The sequence below is a fragment of the Roseobacter sp. S87 genome, assembly GCF_055693285.1.
On record NZ_JBVFTR010000004.1, the window covers coordinates 655562 to 675609 of the forward strand.

Below are 20048 nucleotides of genomic sequence, written 5' to 3' on the forward strand. Positions count from 1 at the left end.
AAGTGTTATGAGCCTGCCTCCCGGATTCCTTGACGAACTGCGTACCCGCCTGAGCCTGACCTCCGTCGTTGGGCGTAAAGTGATCTGGGATCCGCGCAAATCCAATCAGGCAAAGGGTGACATGTGGGCGCCCTGTCCGTTCCACCAGGAAAAATCCGCGTCCTTCCACGTAGATGACCGGAAAGGGTTCTATTACTGCTTTGGCTGCCATGCCAAAGGGGATGCGATCTCATTTGTCCGCGAGACCGAAAACGTGGGCTTTATGGAGGCTGTGACCATTCTTGCCGGCGAAGCGGGGATGACCATGCCTGCACGCGATCCGAAGGCGCAGGAAAAGGCTGACAGACGCACTGAGCTTGCGGACGTCATGGAGATGGCAGTGCGCTTCTTCCGGCTGCAGCTGAATACTGGTGCCGCGGCAGCTGCGCGCGACTATCTCGACCGCCGTGGGCTGGATGCCGCAACGCTGGAGCGGTGGGAAATCGGGTTTGCACCTGATCTGTGGCAGGGGCTCTGGGATCACCTTAAAGGCAAGAACGTTGCGGACGATCTGATCCTCGGTGCCGGGCTGGCCAAGCCCTCGACGAAAGGGGGCAAACCCTATGATACCTTCCGGGGCCGCATCATTTATCCGATCCGCGATGCCCGGGGCCGGGCAGTGGCCTTTGGTGGCCGCGCTATGGACCCCAACGACAACGCCAAATACCTGAATTCACCGGAGACCGAGCTCTTCGACAAAGGGCGCAACCTGTATAACCACGGCCCCGCGCGGGCGGCCGCCGGAAAGGGCCAGCAACTGATTGTGGCGGAAGGCTACATGGACGTCATCGCGCTGGCGTCTGCCGGGTTTGAGGCGGCAGTAGCCCCGCTGGGCACCGCGATCACCGAAAATCAGCTGCAGATGCTGTGGCGTATCGCGCCGGAGCCCGTCATAGCGCTTGATGGCGACACTGCCGGTCTGCGTGCGGCCATGCGGCTTATTGATCTGGCGCTGCCGCTGCTGGAAGCGGGGCGTTCTTTGCGGTTTGCTCTTATGCCCGAGGGGCAGGACCCCGACGATCTGTTGCGCGCCCAGGGGGCGCCGGCCCTGCAGAAGCTCCTTGATGACGCCATGCCGATGGTGAGCCTTCTGTGGCAGCGTGAAACCGACGGGCGGGTATTCGACAGCCCGGAACGCAAGGCTGCGCTCGACAAAGCGCTGCGTGAGAAAATCCAGCTGATCGTGGATCCTTCCATTCGCAAACACTATGGCGAAGCAATCAGGGAACTGCGGTATCAGCTGTTCCGGCCACAGCGGACCAGTGGCGGGCCGCGCGCATCGCGCGGTGCCTGGAAGCCGGGTGCCGAAAAGGCGATGCCGACCACGCGGGCGTCAGTTCTGGCGACAGCCGAAGGCGAAGCTGCAACTGCGCGGCTGCGCGAAGCGGTTATTCTGGCGGTGCTGGTCACCAGCCCTGAGATCATTGAAGAATTCGAATCCGGGCTGGAGCAGATGGAGTGTTCCGATCCGTTCCACGATACACTGCGCAATACGCTCCTGCGGGTCGCCGGGCGGCCGGAACAGGACTGCCGCGATGCGCTGACGGAAATTATCGGGGCGGACGCCCTTGAAAACCTGCTGTCACAGCGCCACGTGTCGGTGGTGCCGTGCATCCGCGCACCGGGAGATACCGACCGGGCCCGCATGACGGTTAATGAAGAGCTGGCCAAGCTGACGAGCGAACGCGGGCTCTCCGCAGAAATCAGTGAAGCTGCCGAAGATCTTACCGGGGAAGCTGACGAAGGGCTGACCTGGCGACTGTCAGAAGCCGCCCGTGCTGCAGATGTTGCGCGACGCAGCGGGCAGGAAGACAGAGCGGAATACGACGTAAGTGAGAACGGGATGCGAATCAGTCGTGATGAACGCAGTGCATTCGATGCGCTGTTGCAGAGCATAGCGAAGCAAAAAACGCACGATTAACCATATTTGAACCCCGTAAATGCAGAAAACATGGGTTATCGGGTGGAAGATTCCCCCAAAACACGAGATGATTCTTGAGTGATTCGGCGCAGCGAATCGATTCGGATGCAGGAGTTTTGAATGGCCGCGAAAGACACCAGCGAAGACGCCAAACCCGACGACCAGGAGTCCGGTCACTCGCTCGACATGAGCCAGGCTGCCGTCAAAAAGATGATCGGCGAGGCCCGCGAGAAAGGCTACATCACCTACGACCAGCTCAATACGGTTCTGCCACCTGATCAGGTGAGTTCGGAACAGATTGAGGACGTGATGTCGATGCTCTCTGAAATGGGCATCAACATCATTGAGGACGAGGACGCTGAGGAAGAAGAGGCTAAAGGCTCCACCGAGCTGACCACCACCGATGGCGCGCGCGAAGTTGCGGTGTCTTCCGGTACAGCCGAAAAACTCGACCGCACCGATGATCCCGTCCGCATGTACCTGCGCGAAATGGGTTCTGTGGAGTTGCTGAGCCGCGAAGGCGAGATCGCGATTGCCAAGCGCATCGAGGCCGGCCGGAACACAATGATTGCGGGTCTGTGCGAGAGCCCACTGACCTTCCAGGCGATTACAATCTGGCGTGACGAACTCCTGTCAGAGGAAATTCTGCTGCGCGATGTGATCGATCTCGAAGCGACGTTCGGCAACCAGATGGACGAGGATGGCGCCGTTGACGAACCTGTCGTGGCTGCCGATGGCACTGCTGCCAAGAAAGAGGACCAGGGTCCGGAGCTGGATGCTGATGGCAACCCGATCGCTCAGGACGATGACGACGACGAGGATGAACAGGCCAACATGAGCCTCGCGGCCATGGAGGCAGCGCTGAAGCCGCAGGTTCTCGAAGCGCTCGACATCATCGCAGACGATTACATCAAACTCAGCGAGATGCAGGACAGCCGGATTTCCGCGACGCTGAACGAGGACGGTACGTTCTCTGAGGCGGACGAGGAGCTCTACCAGAAACTGCGCTCGGAAATTGTGCTGCTGGTGAACGAACTGCACCTGCACAACAACCGTATTGAAGCGCTGATTGACCAGCTTTACGGCATCAACCGCCGGATCATGCAGATCGACTCCGCCATGGTGAAACTCGCCGACCAGGCGCGTATCAACCGCCGCGAATTCATCGAGGAATACCGCGGGTACGAGCTGGACCCGAACTGGATGGAGCGGATGGCCGAGAAATCCGGTCGTGGCTGGCAGATGTTCATCGAACGCTCCACCGACAAGGTCGAAGAACTGCGCGCAGACATGGCGCAGGTCGGCCAGTATGTTGGTCTTGATATCTCTGAATTCCGCCGCATCGTGCAACAAGTGCAGAAGGGCGAAAAAGAGGCGCGTCAGGCCAAGAAAGAGATGGTCGAAGCGAACCTGCGCCTCGTGATCTCAATCGCCAAAAAGTACACGAACCGCGGCCTGCAGTTCCTTGATCTTATTCAGGAAGGCAACATCGGCTTGATGAAGGCGGTCGATAAGTTTGAGTACCGCCGCGGCTATAAATTCTCCACATATGCGACATGGTGGATCAGGCAAGCGATCACCCGGTCCATCGCGGATCAGGCGCGCACGATCCGTATCCCTGTGCACATGATCGAGACGATCAACAAGCTGGTCCGAACGGGCCGCCAGATGCTGCACGAAATCGGGCGGGAACCGACGCCGGAAGAGCTGGCCGAGAAGCTGCAGATGCCGCTGGAGAAAGTTCGCAAGGTGATGAAAATCGCCAAGGAGCCGATCTCTCTGGAGACGCCGATTGGCGACGAGGAAGACAGCCAGCTGGGTGATTTCATCGAGGACAAAAATGCCGTGCTGCCGCTGGACAGCGCCATTCAGGAAAACCTCAAGGAAACCACAACCCGCGTGCTGGCCTCGCTCACACCGCGCGAGGAGCGCGTGCTGCGCATGCGGTTCGGCATCGGCATGAACACCGACCACACGCTCGAAGAAGTGGGCCAGCAGTTCAGCGTGACCCGCGAACGTATCCGCCAGATCGAAGCGAAGGCGTTGCGTAAGCTGAAGCATCCGTCGCGGTCGCGCAAATTGCGGAGTTTCCTGGATCAGTAACGCGTCCGCATTACTACGTTCGAGGGGGATCATCGTCGTTCGGTTGCTCGCAGAATGGTTGTGCTGGCCGAAGATTACCTGGCCGACGAAGCGCTTCTTTCCCGCAGCGCAGGTTCAAGCGGATCAGGCGCAGCAATGCTTGGTTTGATCGAGTTCGAGATTTTTCTAAAGGCTATTGCGGTGCTTGAAACCGGGAATCGCCCCCATAACCATGACTTTTCCAGGATCTGGAATGGCCTTCCGACATCTGTGCGTGAGAAACTACTGACTGATGCCAAAAGTCGTCATACGGTTCACGCGGATTTCCGGGAACCTGACCGGTTGTTCGCAGCTTTAAAGAAGGCTTTTGAAACAGGACGCTACTTCTACGAAGTAAACGACAATCGGACCGATGCGGAGGCAAAAACGGCTGGCGAGGACTGGGTTTCGGGAGGCGGTGCCTCTCAAACAGCTGACATTGCATATTACCCATTGGAGCGGGCAGCACTGATCTAAGCATTCCGCAGATATTGGCAGGCACAGAAATCTCGTAACTGACCAATCGTCGAACCAAACAAGTACGGGTAGCATTTCCGCTACGCGTTTTGGCACATCTGATTCAGCGACTGATCTGCCAGGTGACACCCTTTCCAGCGTATGCGTGGCGCGTTACTTTGAACGCCACAAGAACAGGGGAACACCAATGGCATTTTTCAAAAACCTATTCGGCGTCGGTGGCAACAAAACGCCCGAGGTTGAAGCCGTGACCTACAAGGGCTTCCGCATCACACCAACACCGATTGCCGAGGGGAATACGTTCCGCATTTCGGCGACCGTCGAAAAAGAGATTGATGGCGAGATGCGCAGCCACACCCTGATCCGCGCGGATACCCTGCAGGGGCTGGAGGCCGCACAGGAAGCGTCGGTCAGCAAGGCAAAGCAGGTCATTGATGAGCAGGGAGACCGGATTTTCCGGTGACGCCGGTCCCGGACCGTTGTCTGAGGCGCACAGGTCTGCCGGAACTGCACCGCGCCACAGTTGCACCCTTTGGCGGATGCAAATTGCCAGGCTAGGGTCGCATCGTCCGTTGCGTGGAGGAATGAAATGCGTGCGATGCTCTCAGGAATATGTCTGGCACTCTGGGTGTTGCCTGCGTCGGCCCAGTCCTATCTCGCGGTCAATCGTCTCGACGTTGTACCGATGACGCAGGACACTTTCGAAGTGATTGAAAGCCGGGGCGCGGGGGCCAGTGCGATCTGGTGCGCCGCAGCAGACTACACCATATGGGCCGGGCGGGACGGACCCCGCAAACGTCTGTACGTACTGACGCCCCGTGGTCCGTCACGGACACGCGCGGGCGCGACGGCTGTGGCCTACACTCTGACGCCTGATGACCGGCTCAGGAACACACCGCCATCCTATTCGGTATCGGTCCGCCGCGAGGGCGAAAACCTTGCAGTTTTCCATGCTCATAACTTTTGCGATGTGTTTGTTGATGAACTGCTGGACAGGTTCTGAGCCTTTACAGATGTGCCGTATCGGGGGCAGCCTGCGGTCATGAAAGTGATCGAACTGGATACGAACGGGCCGGGGCTCTACGAATTTACAAGACCCTTTGCGCAGATGCTGCTGGATGAGGGCGACGGTGTTGCGGTGCTTATGGTGCGGCATACGTCTGCATCACTTCTCATTCAGGAGAACGCTGATCCGGATGTGCAGGACGACTTGCGCGCGTTTTTTGACCGCCTGGTGCCCCCGGCCGATGACCCGTCAATGCGCTACCTGCGACATACGCTTGAAGGGCCGGATGACATGCCGGCTCATATTAAGGCGGCGATGATGCCTGTGAGCCTGTCGATCCCGGTTGTTGGCGGGCGTCCTGCGCTGGGGACGTGGCAGGGGGTTTATCTCTTTGAACACAGACGGCACCCGCACCGCCGTCAGATTGCCCTGCAGTTTCTGGCGTCGCGGTAAAGCCACGATCCGCCACTAAATCGGGGGTCCTGATTTCCCCTCTACCCAAAACTTAGTCTGTCGCCTATAAGTATCGCCAAGTGGGGCGCTGATCCCACAAAAGAGGCAGAGAACTGGAGAAGGGGGACGGCCCATGCGCTGCCCGTTTTGCGGAAATATCGATACTCAGGTAAAAGACAGCCGGCCGGCGGAGGATCATGTTTCGATCCGGCGGCGCCGGTTCTGTCCGGCCTGTGGTGGCCGTTTCACGACATACGAACGTGTACAGCTGCGCGATCTTGTGGTGATTAAATCCAATGGCAAGCGCGAGGATTTTGACCGCGATAAACTTGAACGGTCGATCCGGATTTCCATGCAGAAACGCCCCATCGATCCGGAGCGTATTGACCAGATGATTTCAGGTATTGTCCGGCGGCTGGAAAGCATGGGCGAAACCGATATCAATTCCAAACAGATCGGTGAGATCGTCATGGAAGCGCTCGCCCGTATCGACACAGTTGCGTACGTGCGTTTTGCCAGTGTTTACAAGAACTTCCAGGCGGCTGACGATTTCGACAAATTTGTAAGTGAGCTGCGGCCTGACGTGCCGCCCGAAGAGTGAACGAAGACACGCGGTTCATGGCGATGGCGCTCGAACTCGGGCGCCGAGGTCTCGGCCGTGTCTGGCCCAATCCGGCCGTGGGCTGCGTCATTGTACGGGACGGTTTCGTTGTGGGTCGCGGATGGACGCAACCAGGGGGGCGTCCGCATGCAGAGACGGTCGCACTGGCTCAGGCGGGGGAGCTGCCCGGGGGGCCGATGTTTACGTGACACTTGAACCCTGTGCCCATCACGGAAAAACCCCACCCTGTGCTCAGGCGCTCATTGATGCGGGTGTGGCGCGCGTTGTCTATGCCACACCGGACCCGGACCCGCGCGTTGCCGGTCGCGGTGGCAGCATGCTCGAAGAGGCGGGCATAAAAGTGGACACCGGTGTTCTGCAGGACGAGGCGCTGGATGCCAATGCGGGCTTTTTCGCGCGGATTGAACTGGACCGTCCCTTCCTGACGCTCAAGCTTGCCTCCAGCTTTGACGGACGTATTGCCACCGGTACGGGTGAAAGCCAGTGGATCACGGGGCCTCAGGCCCGGCGTCATGTGCATGCGATGCGGGCGCATCACGATGCGGTCATGGTGGGCGGGGGCACGGCGCGCAAGGATGATCCTGCGCTGACAGTCAGGGGGCTGGGGACGGACTGGCAACCAGCGCGCGTTGTGATCAGCCGGCGGCTGGACCTGCCGCTGATGGGAACACTGGCCAGAACCGCGCAGGAAACACCGGTTATTCTGTGCCATGGCCGGGATGCGGACCCGTCTCTTGTGCGGATCTGGGAAGACCTGGGTGCCGTCCTGCTGCCCTGTGCTGCGGTCGGTGCACAGCTCGATCCGGGCGACATCATGCGTCAGCTGGCCGGTCATGGTCTGACGCGCATTTTCTGCGAGGGAGGCAGTGCGCTTGCGGCCTCGCTGATCGAGGCCGACCTGGTGGATCAGCTGGTTGGATACACTGCCGGGCTCGGAATAGGAGCGGAGGGGCTGCCGTCGGTTGGTGCGCTGGGGCTGGGACGCCTTGACCAGGCGGCCCGGTACAGGCTTGTTTCCTGCACGCAGGTGGGTGGGGATGTTCTGCACATCTGGCGCCGGCCACGTTCCTGATCCGCTGTCAGCTGCGAAGAAATCTGGCAAAAAACCGCTGCAAGCCGGATAATTCTCTCTTGTCCGTTCGCGGGTGGACGTCTTTATCTGAGGTTATTCGCGCAACCGCCGTCTCAACGGGGCAGGGCAGTCCGGTTTGCGGGTCCGTGTAGCGGGGATAGTCAATCAGGCAGGCATGCACGAGGCCTGCCAGCGACGGCCTGGCGCGTCTTCGTGGCGGTATGTCGCCCAGATCGGTGGTCAGATCCCAGCCCGCGTAAAACGGTGCCCCGGTCGTTGTGACGGGGATTCCGCGGATCAGGGCTTCGAACCCGAGCAGGGATGTCATTGTCCAGAGGTGCGAGGTGACATCCAGCGCTGCCGCCGCGGGGACATTTCCCAGGATCACATCGGCGGCATTCTGCGGAACCGTTCCGCCGTCATGCAGGCCTGCAACCACATCCGGATGTGGTTTGTAGAGGAGCACAGCATCCGGATGAGCGGCCCGGGCCGCCTCCAGAAGGGCCACATTTGTGGTGATCCGGCTGGATTCTGCCCGGACTGACGCGCTGTCTTCGACCTGACCTGCCACCAGAATGCGCTCACCCGCTGCCAGATCGGGCAGAGGATCGGTGGCATCAGTGTGGACGAACCCGTGCTTTCGCAGCGATCTGATCAACGCTTCTGCGCGCTTTTCCTGATCCGGGCGCAGATCTGTACGCAGCGCAATCAGGTCTTCCAGCTGGCTGGGCGTTGCCGGATCAGAGAAGTTGCCTGCGATGTCCGTGGCAAACGAGAGAGCAGGACCTGTAAGATCGGCGCGCAGAAAGCCCTCTGTTGTCTGGACAGCATCGCGGTGCCCCATTGTCGCTGCATCGGCTGTGACCATCCAGGGGCGTCCGGTCGCCCGGGCCCTGCCCGGATCATCTTCAAAAATCACAGGCTGCCAGTGGCCAAAAGTTTTCTGAAGCGCGTCCCGTTTTTGCTGCGGGACTTCAGAGGCAACCCAGCCGCGGTGATCTTCGCGCCATGCGCGGGCGCGGGCAGCCATGATTTCAAGTGCTTCGGTTCCTGTGCACAGATCATCGGCAAAGGGACTGTACCACCTGGGATAGATCAGAAACGCCCCGGCAAAGAGCTGGGCGCGGGTCAGTCTGCGCTGACGGCGTTGAACCGGGAATTCATCGTCTGTCAGGCCCCAGCCTGCGTAAAACGGCTGGCCAAAGACACGCGGTCTGTGACCGGCGAAGATGGCGTCAAACCCGGCCTGAGAAGAGACAGTGTAAACGCCGACCGCGCCTTCGAAGAGGGACTGGTGACTGACCGGATCGGTCAGAAAACGGACGGTTTCCCCGGTGTCCTCATCACCAAAGTGACCCTGCCTGCCACCCTGCAGTGTTCCAGAGTGCTGCTGGATCAGGACCGGTGCGCCGGGATGTTCCTCGCGCGCGACAAAAAGCATCTCCAGAAAGCGGTTGCGGTCTGCGCCACAGGCGCTGACGGCGGGATCATTCCGGGGTTGATCGAAGATCAGTACGTATCCCGGTGGCGGCGGCACGATGTCGGTGCGTACGGCGTTATTAGCGCCCAGATGTGCCTCGCAGAAGCGGGCGATACCGCCACGGGCCTCATCCAGAAGTGCCGTGTCGTCCAATGGATGTGTGGCAAGCAGGAGTTCGAGGTCGGACGGCTGCGCGGGGTCGAAATGCGGGCCACGCGTATCAAGTGTCAGACCTGGCAATGACGTGCGCCCGGAGGCGGGAGGCAACTGCCCGAGAAAGGCATCGTCTACATAGAGATGGCCGTTCCTTTCATCTGCCGGGGTGGCTTCCGGCGGGAAACCCGCCCGGACAGCGATAAGATCCTGTGGGCCGGGATCATCTGTTGTGACCCTGTAGCCTGACAGCTCCAGAACACGGCGGACATCCGGCTGCTCCCAGAAACTGTCATCCCCGGCGCAAAGCCGCCGGGCACTTTCGGGCCCGGCGGGTGGTGTTGGAGGAACTGCGCCGGTCACGCGCCGTCAGTTGGCGAGCTGATCGACATTCGCCAGCGGTGCAACCAGTGACCCGAAGATCGCAGCAATGGTCTTGTTGTATTGTGCCAGCGGTGCTTCGGTAACGTAAAGCGTGTCACCGTCCCGGATCACGAAGTCCCGCGCCCGGAAGAGACCATTCGGCTGCGTCAGATCCAGCACATAGATCATGCGCTGCGCGCCAACCAGATCATCACGTCCCAGCACTTCGGAGGCGATGACATCAGGTTCATTGCGGAACACGAAAACGCCCGTCGCATCCGATGAACTGGCAACCAACCCGCCGACCTGGGCGATGGCTTCCAGCGCGGAAAGGTTCTGGGATTCAAAGGAAACGCGGGCCTGAGTGCCCGTCGCGCCAAGCGAGGTGAAAGACCGTGTGTCCTCTTCGACGAGGATCCGGTCACCGCCCCGCAATGCGATGTCGAGTTCGGGGAAAGAATAAAGGTCCTGGAACCAGATGCGGCCGGTTTCATGTCCCCTGAGCACCGTGATCTGCGCAATCTCAGGCTCAATCGTGACACCACCTGCGCGGGCCAGCATGGTCGAGAGGGTCCGGGTCGGACGTTCAATGGCATAGACACCCTGTCCGCCAACAGCGCCCACCAGCGAAACCGTTGAGCCATCGCCTGCCATGCGGCGCACTTCGACCTGTGGGTCGGGTGTCTGCTCTTCGAGTTTTTCGGTGATGATGCGCCGGATGGCCTCGGGTGAGTTTCCGGCGGCACGAATGCGGCCCGCGTAGGGCACAAAGATAAAGCCCGCGCCGTCGACCTGCACAGTTTCCAGCAATGTGGCATTCTGGGCCTCGCCGACCAGCAGGCCGTCGTCAACGTTTTCCCAGATCGTCAGGCCAAGAACATCACCTGCCTGAATGGTATCTGAGCCCATGACATTTGCATTGCGGAAACTTTCGGAGAACCCAAGCGCGGGGACCACTGCGGTTGCGCGCGTCACACGGTCATTGACCTCGACAACGAAAGCATCGCCTTCCTGTTGCACGGAGCCGCTGTAGATCTGTTTCTTGTTTGGTCCTGTCTTGGGAAGTCCGCACGACGATAAGACGGCCAAGGCCGCCACCACAGCGATGGGGCGCGCCCACCGGATGCCGAAAGGTTTCACTGCTCGGTCTCCTCGACCTGTTTTTCTGCCTCATTCCGCCGGTTTTCCGGCGTGATTGCGTTAAAACTAGCCGCTGAGTTGCGGAAAAATCAAGATATTATGGCATCAGACCATTGTTTGCGGCGTGGAACTGTTGCGGATGGGCCGCGCTTTGCCGGCGATTTTGCGCATAAAAATCAGCCTTTGAAAGCCGGAGTTGGCCAGTTGGTGCCACGACCGACGACACTCTGCTGAGGTCACGAAGCGCGGTCGAACGGTGCCAGTGCTGCCCGCGTCAGCACTCTCTGTCCTGCGGATCGGACAATCCGGCGGGGGCAGGGCTTGCAAGGTCATGGTCGCACAGCTAGGTCAGGACAGACACAGCACAGGGGCCTGCAATGTTCACCGGAATCATCACAGATATCGGCACCATTACCGAAACCGTCCAGGAGGGTGATCTGCGCGCGCGGATCAGCACAGCTTATGACACGGCGGCCATTGACATGGGGGCATCGATCGCGTCGGACGGTGTCTGCCTGACGGTCGTGGCGCTTGGCCCCGGCTGGTATGAGGTTCAGATCAGTGCAGAGACTGTCAGCAAAACGAACCTGGATACCTGGGCGCCCGGCAAGCGGGTGAACCTGGAGCGTGCGTTGCGCGTCGGTGACGAACTGGGCGGGCATATCGTGTCCGGACACGTGGATGGGGTGGCCGAGGTCGTTTCCGTCACTGAAGAGGGGGACAGCACACGTGTCACCCTGCGCGCACCCGATGATCTGGCGCGGTTTATCGCACCGAAAGGCTCGGTTGCACTGAACGGGACGTCGCTGACGGTGAACGAGGTGGATGGACTGACCTTCGGGATCAATTTCATTCCGCACACCAAAACGGCCACTACCTGGGGGGATGTTGCAACTGGCGACCGGGTGAACCTGGAGATCGACACTCTGGCCCGTTACGTTGCGCGCCTTGCGGAAATGCACACTGACTGATCGCTCAGACATCTGGTCAATGCGCGGCGGCTGGTCTAAACGCTTGCTCAGGACACCAGAGGCCAGAGACCCATGAGTTTTGAGACACCCGGACCCGTCGAGCAGACGCTGCGTGCCAGCATCTCTCCGATCCAGGATATCATCGAGGACGCGCGTCAGGGGCGCATGTTCATCCTTGTGGACCACGAGGATCGTGAGAACGAAGGTGATCTGGTGATCCCCGCGCAGTTCGCCGATGCGGCTGCGGTCAATTTCATGGCGCTGCACGGGCGCGGGCTGATCTGCCTGCCGATGGAAGCGGCGCGTATCGACACGCTGGCGCTGCCGATGATGGCGGTCAACAATTCTTCGCGCCATGAGACTGCGTTCACGGTCTCGATCGAGGCGCGCGAGGGCGTCAGCACAGGGATCTCTGCAGGAGACCGGGCGCTGACCATCGCAACAGCCATTGACGAGGACAAGGGCCAGGCCGATATCGCGACGCCGGGGCACGTGTTTCCGCTGCGCGCCCGTGACGGTGGCGTGCTGATGCGGGCAGGGCATACCGAAGCGGCGGTGGACATCAGCCGTCTGGCCGGGCTGCATCCGTCGGGCGTGATCTGCGAAATCATGAAGCCGGACGGCGAAATGGCCCGTTTGCCCGACCTTGTTGAGTTTGCAGCCGAGCACGGAATGAAAATCGGCACGATCAGCGATCTGATCGCTTACCGTCTCAAGCACGACAACCTGCTGCAGCAGCGTGACAGCCGCATGGTGACGTCGGCTTATGGCGGCGAATGGCACATGCGCGTTTTTGCGGACAAAATCACCGGCACGGATCATGTGATGTTGTCCAAGGGAGACATCACCACCGATGAGCCGGTGCTGGTGCGGACCCACGCACTCAATGCGCTGGAAGACGTTCTGGGCCTGGGGCCTGGGCCAACCGACGAGCTGCCGCGTGCAATGCAGATCATTGCCGAAGAGGGCCGCGGCGCCGTGCTGCTGTTCCGGGAACCACATCCGCGCCTGCGGCTGGACGAAGATGACGACGATGGCCCCCGTACGATCAAACGTACAGGTGTTGGCGCCCAGATCATGTCGACCATGGGCCTGACGGACCTGGTGCTGCTGACCGACAGCCCACAAACCAAATATACAGGTCTTGAGGCCTATAACCTGCGCATCGTGGGCACGCGCCCCATTTCCGAGGACTGATCAATGGCTGCCAGTGAACAGCACTACACCCCCGACATGCCGGACTTCGACCAGCCGGTGAAACTGCTGATCGTGGTCGCACCCTATTACCGGGACATCGCAGACAACCTCGTGGCCGGCGCAAAGGCGCAGATTGAGGCGGTCGGCGGGACCTGGGACATCATCGAGATGCCCGGCGCTCTCGAAGTGCCGACGGCCATCGGGATCTCAGACCGCAAAAGTAATTTTGACGGATATGTCGCGCTGGGCTGTGTGATCCGCGGGGAAACGACGCATTACGAGACGGTCTGCAATGACAGTTCGCGGGCCATTCAGCTGCTGGGCCTGCAGGGGCTCTGCATTGGCAACGGTATCCTGACTGTCGAGAACCGCGCGCAGGCCGAAGTCCGTGCTGACCCGGAAGGGCAGAACAAAGGTGGTGGCGCAGCGGCGGCAGCCTTGCATCTGATTGCACTCAGCCGTAAGTGGGGCGCCCAGACAAAAGGCATCGGTTTCAAGCCCGCGGGCGACAGCTACCGGATTGCCGGCGATACAGACGGATCCCAGACGACATGACATCTGCCCACGGCAATCTCTCCGGCAATCAACGCCGCAAAATGAAGTCGGCCGCGCGACTCTATGCGGTCCAGGCCCTGTTCCAGATGGAGCAGTCCGGACAGACCGTTGAGGCCGTGCAGCGCGAGTTCCTGGATTACCGTTTTGGCGCGGAATACGAAGGCGAAGCGATGCAGGAAGGGGATATGGACCTCTTTGCGGATGTCATGGAGGGTGCTGTGAACTACCAGGCGCCGATCGACCAGATGACCGACCGAGCACTGGTTGCGAAATGGCCGATCGCGCGGATCGACCCGACTATCCGGGCGCTGTTCCGTGCCGCGGGTGCTGAACTGCGGGCAAAATCAACGCCGCCGAAGGTTGTCATCACCGAATATGTTGACGTGGCCCGGGCGTTTTTTCCCGAAGGGCGCGAGCCGCGCTTCGTCAACGCTGTGCTCGATCATATGGCCCGCGAAGCCCGCCCGGAGGCCTTTGACAGCGCCGGATGAGGAGCTACGTCTCCCGGCGTAAGAGATATCACACGGAATTGGTATGCCACGCGTTGTCCGACTGTATTTCACCAGCGCTCTGACCGGTTTTGCAGCTGCCGCTGCATTTGTCGCACTGGTTCTGTGGCTCAACGTTGGAAATCTGTGGCATCTCGTTTCAGGTTCAGACGTGGCGCTTATGGCGGTTTTCGTCTTCTGGGTACTCAATGGAATCGTTTTTTCAGGGGTTCAGTTTGCCTGGGGCATTACGGCCGCAGCGCGGGCAGACGACGATGCCTGAGGGGGAACCCCGTGAATTCGGTACAACTTATGGTGTAAAGACGCCGTAGGGCTGCGCAAAGTGTCGCGGAATTCACACTTTGGAAAGGTATCCTCTGGACAATCCGGACGCAGATGCCATCTTAGATGTGAAGGAGATGGGTAATGTTTGACTTCCTTGTGCGTATGATCGACCGGCTTTTCGCCCGCCCGCAGCATGATGAACTGCTGATCCCGGTGCGCGTCGAACAGAAAAGACACCCTCTGAACAGACGCTGAAGCGTCTTTAAAGGTTATCATCCGGGTCTGGCGGAAGTGACGGGCCCGCTGTAACCGTTTGGTTCTTTATTCCCGAGGACCTGTATTTACAGGTGGGCGCCAGGTAACCTGACCAGGGCCAGGACAGAGCCAGCTCCCTCGGATTTGCTTAAGGCCACTGGAACGTAACCAGTCACGAGAGAAGCAGCACCCGTCTGCAGGGTACTTAGGCAGCATGAAGCTCCGGGGCAATAGCGAGATCTTTTATCAGCGCAGATAAATCTTGCGAGATGTTCACGAAATGTTCATATTTGCCGCATGGCTCACGATGATCTGAAAGTCCTGCAACCCGGTCAGCTGCTCGCGCGCGGCGCGGCGCGCCTTTTGTCCGGATATGGATTCGTAAGCGTCGAGGAACTGGTACCGGCCAAGGGGCTGCGTGTTGACGTGATCGGTCTGGGTCCGTCCGGTGACATCTGGATCGTTGAATGCAAATCGTCGCGTGCGGACTTTCAGTCTGATTCCAAATGGTCAGGATACCTTGAATGGTGCGACAGGTTTTTCTGGGCGGTTGATGAGGATTTTCCAACCGACTTGTTGCCGGAAGATACCGGTCTGATCATCGGTGACGCCTATGGTGCTGAAATCATCCGGATGGGTCCCGAAACACGTCTGAAAGCGCCGCGGCGCAAAACCATGACTCACCGGATTGCAACCACGGCGGCGCGCCGTCTTCATGCGTTGCGCGACCCCGATATGAGTGTCTTCCCGGGTTAGCGGCGCGCTTCTGATGCGCGCCGGGCGCGTGCCGCAGCAGCAGAGATTTCTTCAGCAATTTCCTCAGCATCATCCGGCGAGAAATCCATCGGGATCTCAACACCATCGGCCTCGACATAAATCCGCACCATACCTTTGTCGGTCGGCCCGATCTGGAGATTTGCCTCAATGTCGCTTTCTGTATCGATACCCATCGGTGCACTCCTGTTCAGCGTGGCAGCATCGCTACCCTGCAGGTGGTTGAATGGCAAGGCAGATTGCTGTTTGCTCCGGTTATGACAGAGGCAACCATACGGGCATTTGAGGCGGTGGCCCGTGACTGGCTGGTCGCACAGCATGCGCTGCACTACGCGAAAGAGGAGGGGTTTGACGCATCCTTTGGCGCGTTGGTGGCGGAGATCCTGGACGCGTTCATTGCAGATCAAGATCCCGCTTGCGAACGCGGGTGGATTGCCTGTGATGGTGCCGAAAGGCTGGGGTCCGTGTTTTGTGTCCGGCTCAATGATACGACGGCCAAACTGAGGCTTTTTCTGCTTGTGCCCGAAGCCCGCGGCCGGGGCCTTGGCCACAGGCTGCTGGAGACCTGCATGGGTTTCGCTCAGGCAAAGGGGTACAGCAGGATGCAGCTGTGGACCCATGAAAGCCATGCAGCAGCCTGCGCGCTTTACCGGCATCATGGATGGCAGCTGGAGAGCTCTGTGCCGGTGCATTCCTTCGGGCAGGATCTTGTGGAGCAGAGCTGGACATATCAGTTTTAAGCCTCTTGCAATCTGCAGACCCGGGCGATAAATCCGGGGCAGTGCCGCCTTAGCTCAGTTGGTTAGAGCGCCTGATTGTGGATCAGGAGGTCCCCCGTTCGAGCCGGGGAGGTGGTACCACCCTTCTTCACAGAGCGTCAAAAACAACGGGCCGATGCCGGTATGCGCGTGACAGGTCTGCGCGCAGTGAAAAAGGCCCGCTGCCGGAGCAACGGACCTTTCCTAACAAAGCACTGGTTACTATTCCGGAAACCTCACCCCGAAAAGCCACCCGACTGTCCCCCATCGGACGGGTCACCGTTGTCGCCAACACCGCCGCCGTCGTCATCGTCGCCGTCCGTGTCGCCATCGTTGTCACCGAACGTGCCGCTGGAGCCACCAGTGTCCTGTGGGCCTTCAGGGCTGTCGTTACTGGGTCCGCCAGACGACCCCGGACCGTCTTCGCCGTCGCCACGGATCTCTTCGCTGGCAAGCTGAGGTTCGCCGAAATATGTGGAGTAGCTCGGCCCCGGACCCGATGTTGCGGCGACAAAACCCAGTTGAATGTCCGGGCATGCCTCGACCAGGCGGTCGATGAGATCCTCGCCGTTGTCCCGTGCCAGCAGATACGTGGTGTAGTCTTCGTCAACACGGTCAAACCAGCAGTCTTCGTCCTGCGGCAGATCAAGGATGTTTTGCAGCTGCGCATCCCGCGTGATGACCGAAGAGACGGGCTGAGCGCAGGCAGACAGCAGCAGCGCGGCCGCGAGCGCTGAGGGTGCAACAAAGAACCGTTTACCAGACATGGTTTACTCCCAGAGTGTGCCCCCACCCCGGAAAAGCAGCCGCCAGCACCTCACCAACACGAGGGCTCAGAGCGACCGTGCCATGTTTGTGCCACATTGCGGCCCTGATTTCATTTCAATTCGGTCATTGTCCCGCGGCAGTCATCAATGGGATAGCGAGGCCCTGACTGTTGATAAGGACTTGGTTAAGTATACCGGAATGACGGACAAAAACGGCGGCGCACCGGGTTTGTTCCGGGTCAGAGAACAGGGTCAAAACGCCGGTTTCACCCCGATCGGGGCGAAAAAGTGGCAGGAAACGGTCTTTAGTAAAATTTGATTCGTTTCGTCGGGACCGGGTCAGGCACTATTCGCTTATGGTAATGCTCTGGCGCAGGTCGCCGGTCACCCTGTCATAGATCAGTATGCGGTTATCGGTGGTCACGACAGCGAACCAGCCGTCGCCCTGGGTGAAGGCCTGGGCCGCCGCACCGTCCGGCAGTGTGATTGTTTCCGGCAGGGGCGGGGGCCGGTCATAGAAGCGGATGACAATCAGCGCGATGATCAGTAGAACACCTCCGATCATCGTGGCGGTCAGAACCGTCACCAACCGTCTCAGGAAACGCAGGTTCGCCGGTTCCGCCACTTCATCGTCCGGTTTCAGTTCAGGATTATCCATGCCGCTTCGTCAGATCCGTTTCACTATTGGCGATACCCCGCCGCCGCGTCTTGATAAAGCGCTCGCGCGGGATGTGCCAGAGGACGCGCATCTGTCGCGCACGCGGCTCGCACGTTTGCTGTCAGAGGGGGCGGTGCGCGTGGATGGTGTGGTGGTGCAGGATGCAAAGGCCCGGGCTATCGCGGGTGCCGGCGTCGAGATCACGGTGGAAGAGGCGCAGGACAGTCACATCCTGCCGCAGGACATTCCTTTGGACGTGGTCAGCGAGGATGACGATCTCATTGTGATCAACAAGCCTGCAGGAATGGTCGTGCATCCGGCCCCAGTGGTCACCCGACGGGACGCTGGTCAACGCGCTTCTTGCGCATTGCGGCGATGCGCTGTCCGGCGTGGGCGGGCTGAAACGCCCCGGAATTGTGCACCGGATCGACAAGGATACATCCGGGCTGCTTGTGGTGGCCAAAACAGACCTCGCGCATCAGAGCCTCGCGGCCCAGTTCGAAGCACATACAGTCGAGCGGTACTACCGCGCGCTCGTCTACGGTGTTCCCGATGCCAGCGACCCCCGCCTGCGCGGTATCAGAGGCGCGAGTTTCGAGCCGGGCAACATTCTGAAACTGACAACTCGTCTGGCCCGTCACAAAACCGACCGCCAGCGTCAGTCCGTCCTGTTTGATACCGGCCGGCATGCGGTCACACGGGCGCGGACCATCGGCCGTTTCGGGAACCCGCCCTGTCTGGCCCTGCTGGAATGCTGGCTCGAAACGGGCAGAACGCATCAGATCAGGGTGCATATGGCGCATGCGGGACATGCGCTTGTGGGTGATCCGACCTATGGCGGGCGCCGGAAACTGCCGGCAAAAGCCCTCAGCGAAGAAGCATCAGACGCTGTCCGCAGCTTCCCCAGGCAGGCGCTTCATGCTGCAGTGCTGGGGTTTGAGCACCCGCGTTCCGGAGAAACAGTGCGGTTTGAGGCCGAAACCCCGCGTGATATGGCGGATCTTCTGAATGTCCTGCAATGACAGCTGAAATAAACCGCAAACCCCTGTGACCGCACGGGTACGTGAAGTGTTAACGCCTGCTCTTTATGTCAGGATTTTATTAACCGGATACGCTTAGTGTTCGCGTTAACAATTTATTCGCATCTTTACTTGAACTGATCGGTTCAGACACCATATTGATGTTAAGCTGGTAAACATTGGGAGGCTCCGATGGCTAATTACGCAAATCTGCCCGCACCGACACCCGAAGGCGGTCTCAACCGCTATATGCAGGAAATCCGCAAATTCCCGCTGCTGGAGCCGGAAGAAGAATACATGCTGGCCAAGCGCTGGGTTGAGGAACAGGACACTGAAGCCGCCCACAAAATGGTTACGTCACACCTGCGTCTCGCAGCCAAAATTGCGATGGGGTATCGCGGGTATGGCCTGCCGCAGGCAGAGGTGATTTCCGAGGCCAACGTCGGGCTGATGCAGGCGGTCAAACGGTTCGATCCTGAGAAGGGTTTCCGTCTTGCGACCTATGCCATGTGGTGGATCCGTGCATCCATTCAGGAATATATCCTGCGCTCCTGGAGCCTGGTGAAGCTGGGCACGACCTCGGGGCAGAAAAAGCTGTTCTTCAACCTGCGGAAAGCCAAGAGCAAGATCGGCGCGCTGGAAGAAGGTGACATGCACCCGGACAACGTCAAAAAGATCGCAACCGATCTGGGTGTGACCGAGGACGAGGTGATCTCGATGAACCGCCGGATGTCGGGAGGCGATGCTTCGCTGAACGCAACCGTCGGGACAGAGGGCGAGGGCGCCATGCAGTGGCAGGACTGGCTCGAGGACGAGGATGCCGATCAGGCAACCGATTACGAGGAGCAGAATGAACTGACCGCGCGGCGCGAACTGCTGGCAGAGGCCATGGGTGTGCTGAATGACCGTGAAAAGGACATTCTGACCCAGCGCCGGCTGTCGGACGAGACGATCACGCTTGAGGATCTGAGTTCTGAGTACAACGTCAGCCGCGAACGCATCCGGCAGATCGAGGTGCGCGCGTTTGAAAAGCTGCAGAAAAAGATGCGCGACCTTGCGCGCGAAAAAGGCATGCTTTCGACGGCCTGACCGCCGGACTTGACGGATTGATGAAGCTGCCCACATTCTTGTGGGCAGTTTTTTATTGGGGGACGCGGAATGGCAGGCTGCTGGGCACGGGACGGTGCGGTAAACGAACAGATTGAAGCCTCCATCAGTGATGAGCTCGCGCGCATGAAAGCGCGGCGCGCGCCAACAGGTGACAGTCTGACCCACTGCGCAGAATGTGAAGAACCGATCCCGGAAGCCAGGCGTGAGGCTCTTCCCGGGGTGAAGCTCTGCATCGATTGTATGCAGGAGCGCGATGGCCGGTTCGAGGTCAGAGGTGGCATCAACCGGCGCGGCTCAAAGGACAGTCAGCTGAGATAAATCACCCGGCGTGCTTCGATTACGGTTCGCATGAGGTGCTGTACCG

Annotated in this window: 21 protein-coding genes, 1 tRNA gene, 1 other RNA gene and 2 pseudogenes; 19 read left to right on the forward strand and 6 right to left on the reverse strand. The window is 59.8% G+C overall.

Annotated features, from left to right (window positions below):
• Positions 1 to 7: 7 nt before the first annotated feature.
• From dnaG to ribD, 8 genes and pseudogenes are all read left to right on the forward strand, one after another.
• Complete coding sequence (gene dnaG, locus ACZ1HA_RS04065) at positions 8 to 1960, forward strand: DNA primase (protein WP_472712969.1); 1953 nt, start codon at positions 8 to 10, stop codon at positions 1958 to 1960.
• A 120-nt stretch (positions 1961 to 2080) separates the two neighbouring features.
• Positions 2081 to 4063 carry an RNA polymerase sigma factor RpoD gene (gene rpoD / locus ACZ1HA_RS04070; protein WP_472712970.1) on the forward strand — a complete coding sequence of 661 codons (1983 nt, stop codon included), beginning with the start codon at positions 2081 to 2083 and terminating at the stop codon, positions 4061 to 4063.
• 54 nt (positions 4064 to 4117) lie between these two features.
• Entirely contained in the window at positions 4118 to 4558 is a 441-nt protein-coding gene (locus tag ACZ1HA_RS04075; protein WP_472712971.1) for a hypothetical protein, read from the forward strand.
• A 187-nt stretch (positions 4559 to 4745) separates the two neighbouring features.
• Positions 4746 to 5021, forward strand: coding sequence for an HlyU family transcriptional regulator (locus ACZ1HA_RS04080; protein WP_472712972.1), 276 nt, complete (start codon positions 4746 to 4748; stop codon positions 5019 to 5021).
• A gap of 126 nt (positions 5022 to 5147) precedes the next feature.
• The gene (locus tag ACZ1HA_RS04085) at positions 5148 to 5561 is read left to right on the forward strand and encodes a hypothetical protein (RefSeq protein WP_472712973.1); all 414 of its coding nucleotides are present in this window, start codon (positions 5148 to 5150) and stop codon (positions 5559 to 5561) included.
• Between the two features lie 39 nt (positions 5562 to 5600).
• Complete coding sequence (locus tag ACZ1HA_RS04090; protein ID WP_375228249.1) at positions 5601 to 6017, forward strand: secondary thiamine-phosphate synthase enzyme YjbQ; 417 nt, start codon at positions 5601 to 5603, stop codon at positions 6015 to 6017.
• A 133-nt stretch (positions 6018 to 6150) separates the two neighbouring features.
• A complete protein-coding gene (gene nrdR, locus ACZ1HA_RS04095; protein WP_169639892.1) occupies positions 6151 to 6618 on the forward strand; it encodes a transcriptional regulator NrdR in 468 nt (155 codons plus the stop codon).
• A gap of 17 nt (positions 6619 to 6635) precedes the next feature.
• Positions 6636 to 7711 (forward strand): annotated as a pseudogene (ribD, locus tag ACZ1HA_RS04100) (bifunctional diaminohydroxyphosphoribosylaminopyrimidine deaminase/5-amino-6-(5-phosphoribosylamino)uracil reductase RibD).
• 7 nt (positions 7712 to 7718) lie between these two features.
• Here the strand turns inward: ribD and ACZ1HA_RS04105 are convergent.
• Positions 7719 to 9707: a capsular polysaccharide biosynthesis protein gene (locus tag ACZ1HA_RS04105; protein WP_472712974.1), complete on the reverse strand. Its 1989-nt coding sequence runs from the start codon at positions 9705 to 9707 to the stop codon at positions 7719 to 7721.
• A 6-nt stretch (positions 9708 to 9713) separates the two neighbouring features.
• Positions 9714 to 10847, reverse strand: a complete 1134-nt coding sequence (locus ACZ1HA_RS04110) for a polysaccharide biosynthesis/export family protein (RefSeq protein WP_375228247.1) — start codon at positions 10845 to 10847, stop codon at positions 9714 to 9716.
• 377 nt (positions 10848 to 11224) lie between these two features.
• On the opposite strand from ACZ1HA_RS04110, the gene ACZ1HA_RS04115 reads away from it, so the two are divergent.
• The 5 genes from ACZ1HA_RS04115 to ACZ1HA_RS04135 all read left to right on the forward strand — a co-directional run bounded on the left by ACZ1HA_RS04115 (position 11225) and on the right by ACZ1HA_RS04135 (position 14341).
• A complete protein-coding gene (locus ACZ1HA_RS04115; RefSeq protein WP_472712975.1) occupies positions 11225 to 11818 on the forward strand; it encodes a riboflavin synthase in 594 nt (197 codons plus the stop codon).
• Between the two features lie 72 nt (positions 11819 to 11890).
• Entirely contained in the window at positions 11891 to 13015 is a 1125-nt protein-coding gene (gene ribB, locus ACZ1HA_RS04120; protein WP_472712976.1) for a 3,4-dihydroxy-2-butanone-4-phosphate synthase, read from the forward strand.
• Between the two features lie 3 nt (positions 13016 to 13018).
• Positions 13019 to 13570, forward strand: a complete 552-nt coding sequence (locus ACZ1HA_RS04125) for a 6,7-dimethyl-8-ribityllumazine synthase (protein ID WP_375228245.1) — start codon at positions 13019 to 13021, stop codon at positions 13568 to 13570.
• A complete protein-coding gene (nusB, locus tag ACZ1HA_RS04130) occupies positions 13567 to 14061 on the forward strand; it encodes a transcription antitermination factor NusB (RefSeq protein WP_375228244.1) in 495 nt (164 codons plus the stop codon). The genes ACZ1HA_RS04125 and nusB overlap by 4 nt, the downstream gene beginning before the upstream one ends.
• Positions 14062 to 14104: 43 nt before the next feature.
• A complete protein-coding gene (locus ACZ1HA_RS04135; protein WP_472712977.1) occupies positions 14105 to 14341 on the forward strand; it encodes a hypothetical protein in 237 nt (78 codons plus the stop codon).
• A gap of 296 nt (positions 14342 to 14637) precedes the next feature.
• Here ACZ1HA_RS04135 and ssrS read toward each other — a convergent pair.
• Positions 14638 to 14791, reverse strand: a non-coding RNA gene (gene ssrS / locus ACZ1HA_RS04140) — 6S RNA.
• Between the two features lie 104 nt (positions 14792 to 14895).
• On the opposite strand from ssrS, the gene ACZ1HA_RS04145 reads away from it, so the two are divergent.
• A complete protein-coding gene (locus ACZ1HA_RS04145; protein WP_375228242.1) occupies positions 14896 to 15354 on the forward strand; it encodes an MmcB family DNA repair protein in 459 nt (152 codons plus the stop codon).
• Here the strand turns inward: ACZ1HA_RS04145 and ACZ1HA_RS04150 are convergent.
• Complete coding sequence (locus ACZ1HA_RS04150; protein WP_375228241.1) at positions 15351 to 15548, reverse strand: DUF6324 family protein; 198 nt, start codon at positions 15546 to 15548, stop codon at positions 15351 to 15353. The genes ACZ1HA_RS04145 and ACZ1HA_RS04150 overlap by 4 nt on opposite strands.
• A gap of 81 nt (positions 15549 to 15629) precedes the next feature.
• Between ACZ1HA_RS04150 and ACZ1HA_RS04155 the strand changes: the two genes are divergently transcribed.
• Entirely contained in the window at positions 15630 to 16112 is a 483-nt protein-coding gene (locus tag ACZ1HA_RS04155) for a GNAT family N-acetyltransferase (protein ID WP_472712978.1), read from the forward strand.
• Between the two features lie 43 nt (positions 16113 to 16155).
• Positions 16156 to 16232: transfer RNA gene (locus tag ACZ1HA_RS04160), tRNA-His, on the forward strand.
• Between the two features lie 134 nt (positions 16233 to 16366).
• Here ACZ1HA_RS04160 and ACZ1HA_RS04165 read toward each other — a convergent pair.
• Both ACZ1HA_RS04165 and ACZ1HA_RS04170 read right to left on the reverse strand, forming a co-directional pair.
• On the reverse strand, positions 16367 to 16897 hold the full coding sequence (locus ACZ1HA_RS04165) for a hypothetical protein (protein WP_375228239.1): 531 nt from the start codon (positions 16895 to 16897) through the stop codon (positions 16367 to 16369).
• 346 nt (positions 16898 to 17243) lie between these two features.
• A complete protein-coding gene (locus tag ACZ1HA_RS04170) occupies positions 17244 to 17555 on the reverse strand; it encodes a DUF6476 family protein (RefSeq protein ID WP_375228238.1) in 312 nt (103 codons plus the stop codon).
• On the opposite strand from ACZ1HA_RS04170, the pseudogene ACZ1HA_RS04175 reads away from it, so the two are divergent.
• From ACZ1HA_RS04175 to ACZ1HA_RS04185, 3 genes and pseudogenes are all read left to right on the forward strand, one after another.
• A pseudogene (locus tag ACZ1HA_RS04175) lies at positions 17554 to 18577 on the forward strand (RluA family pseudouridine synthase). The gene ACZ1HA_RS04170 and the pseudogene ACZ1HA_RS04175 overlap by 2 nt on opposite strands.
• Before the next feature lie 189 nt (positions 18578 to 18766).
• Positions 18767 to 19663, forward strand: a complete 897-nt coding sequence (rpoH, locus tag ACZ1HA_RS04180; protein ID WP_375228237.1) for an RNA polymerase sigma factor RpoH — start codon at positions 18767 to 18769, stop codon at positions 19661 to 19663.
• Positions 19664 to 19732: 69 nt separating this feature from the next.
• Positions 19733 to 20002, forward strand: coding sequence for a DksA/TraR family C4-type zinc finger protein (locus ACZ1HA_RS04185; protein ID WP_472712979.1), 270 nt, complete (start codon positions 19733 to 19735; stop codon positions 20000 to 20002).
• The last annotated feature ends 46 nt before the right edge of the window (positions 20003 to 20048 follow it).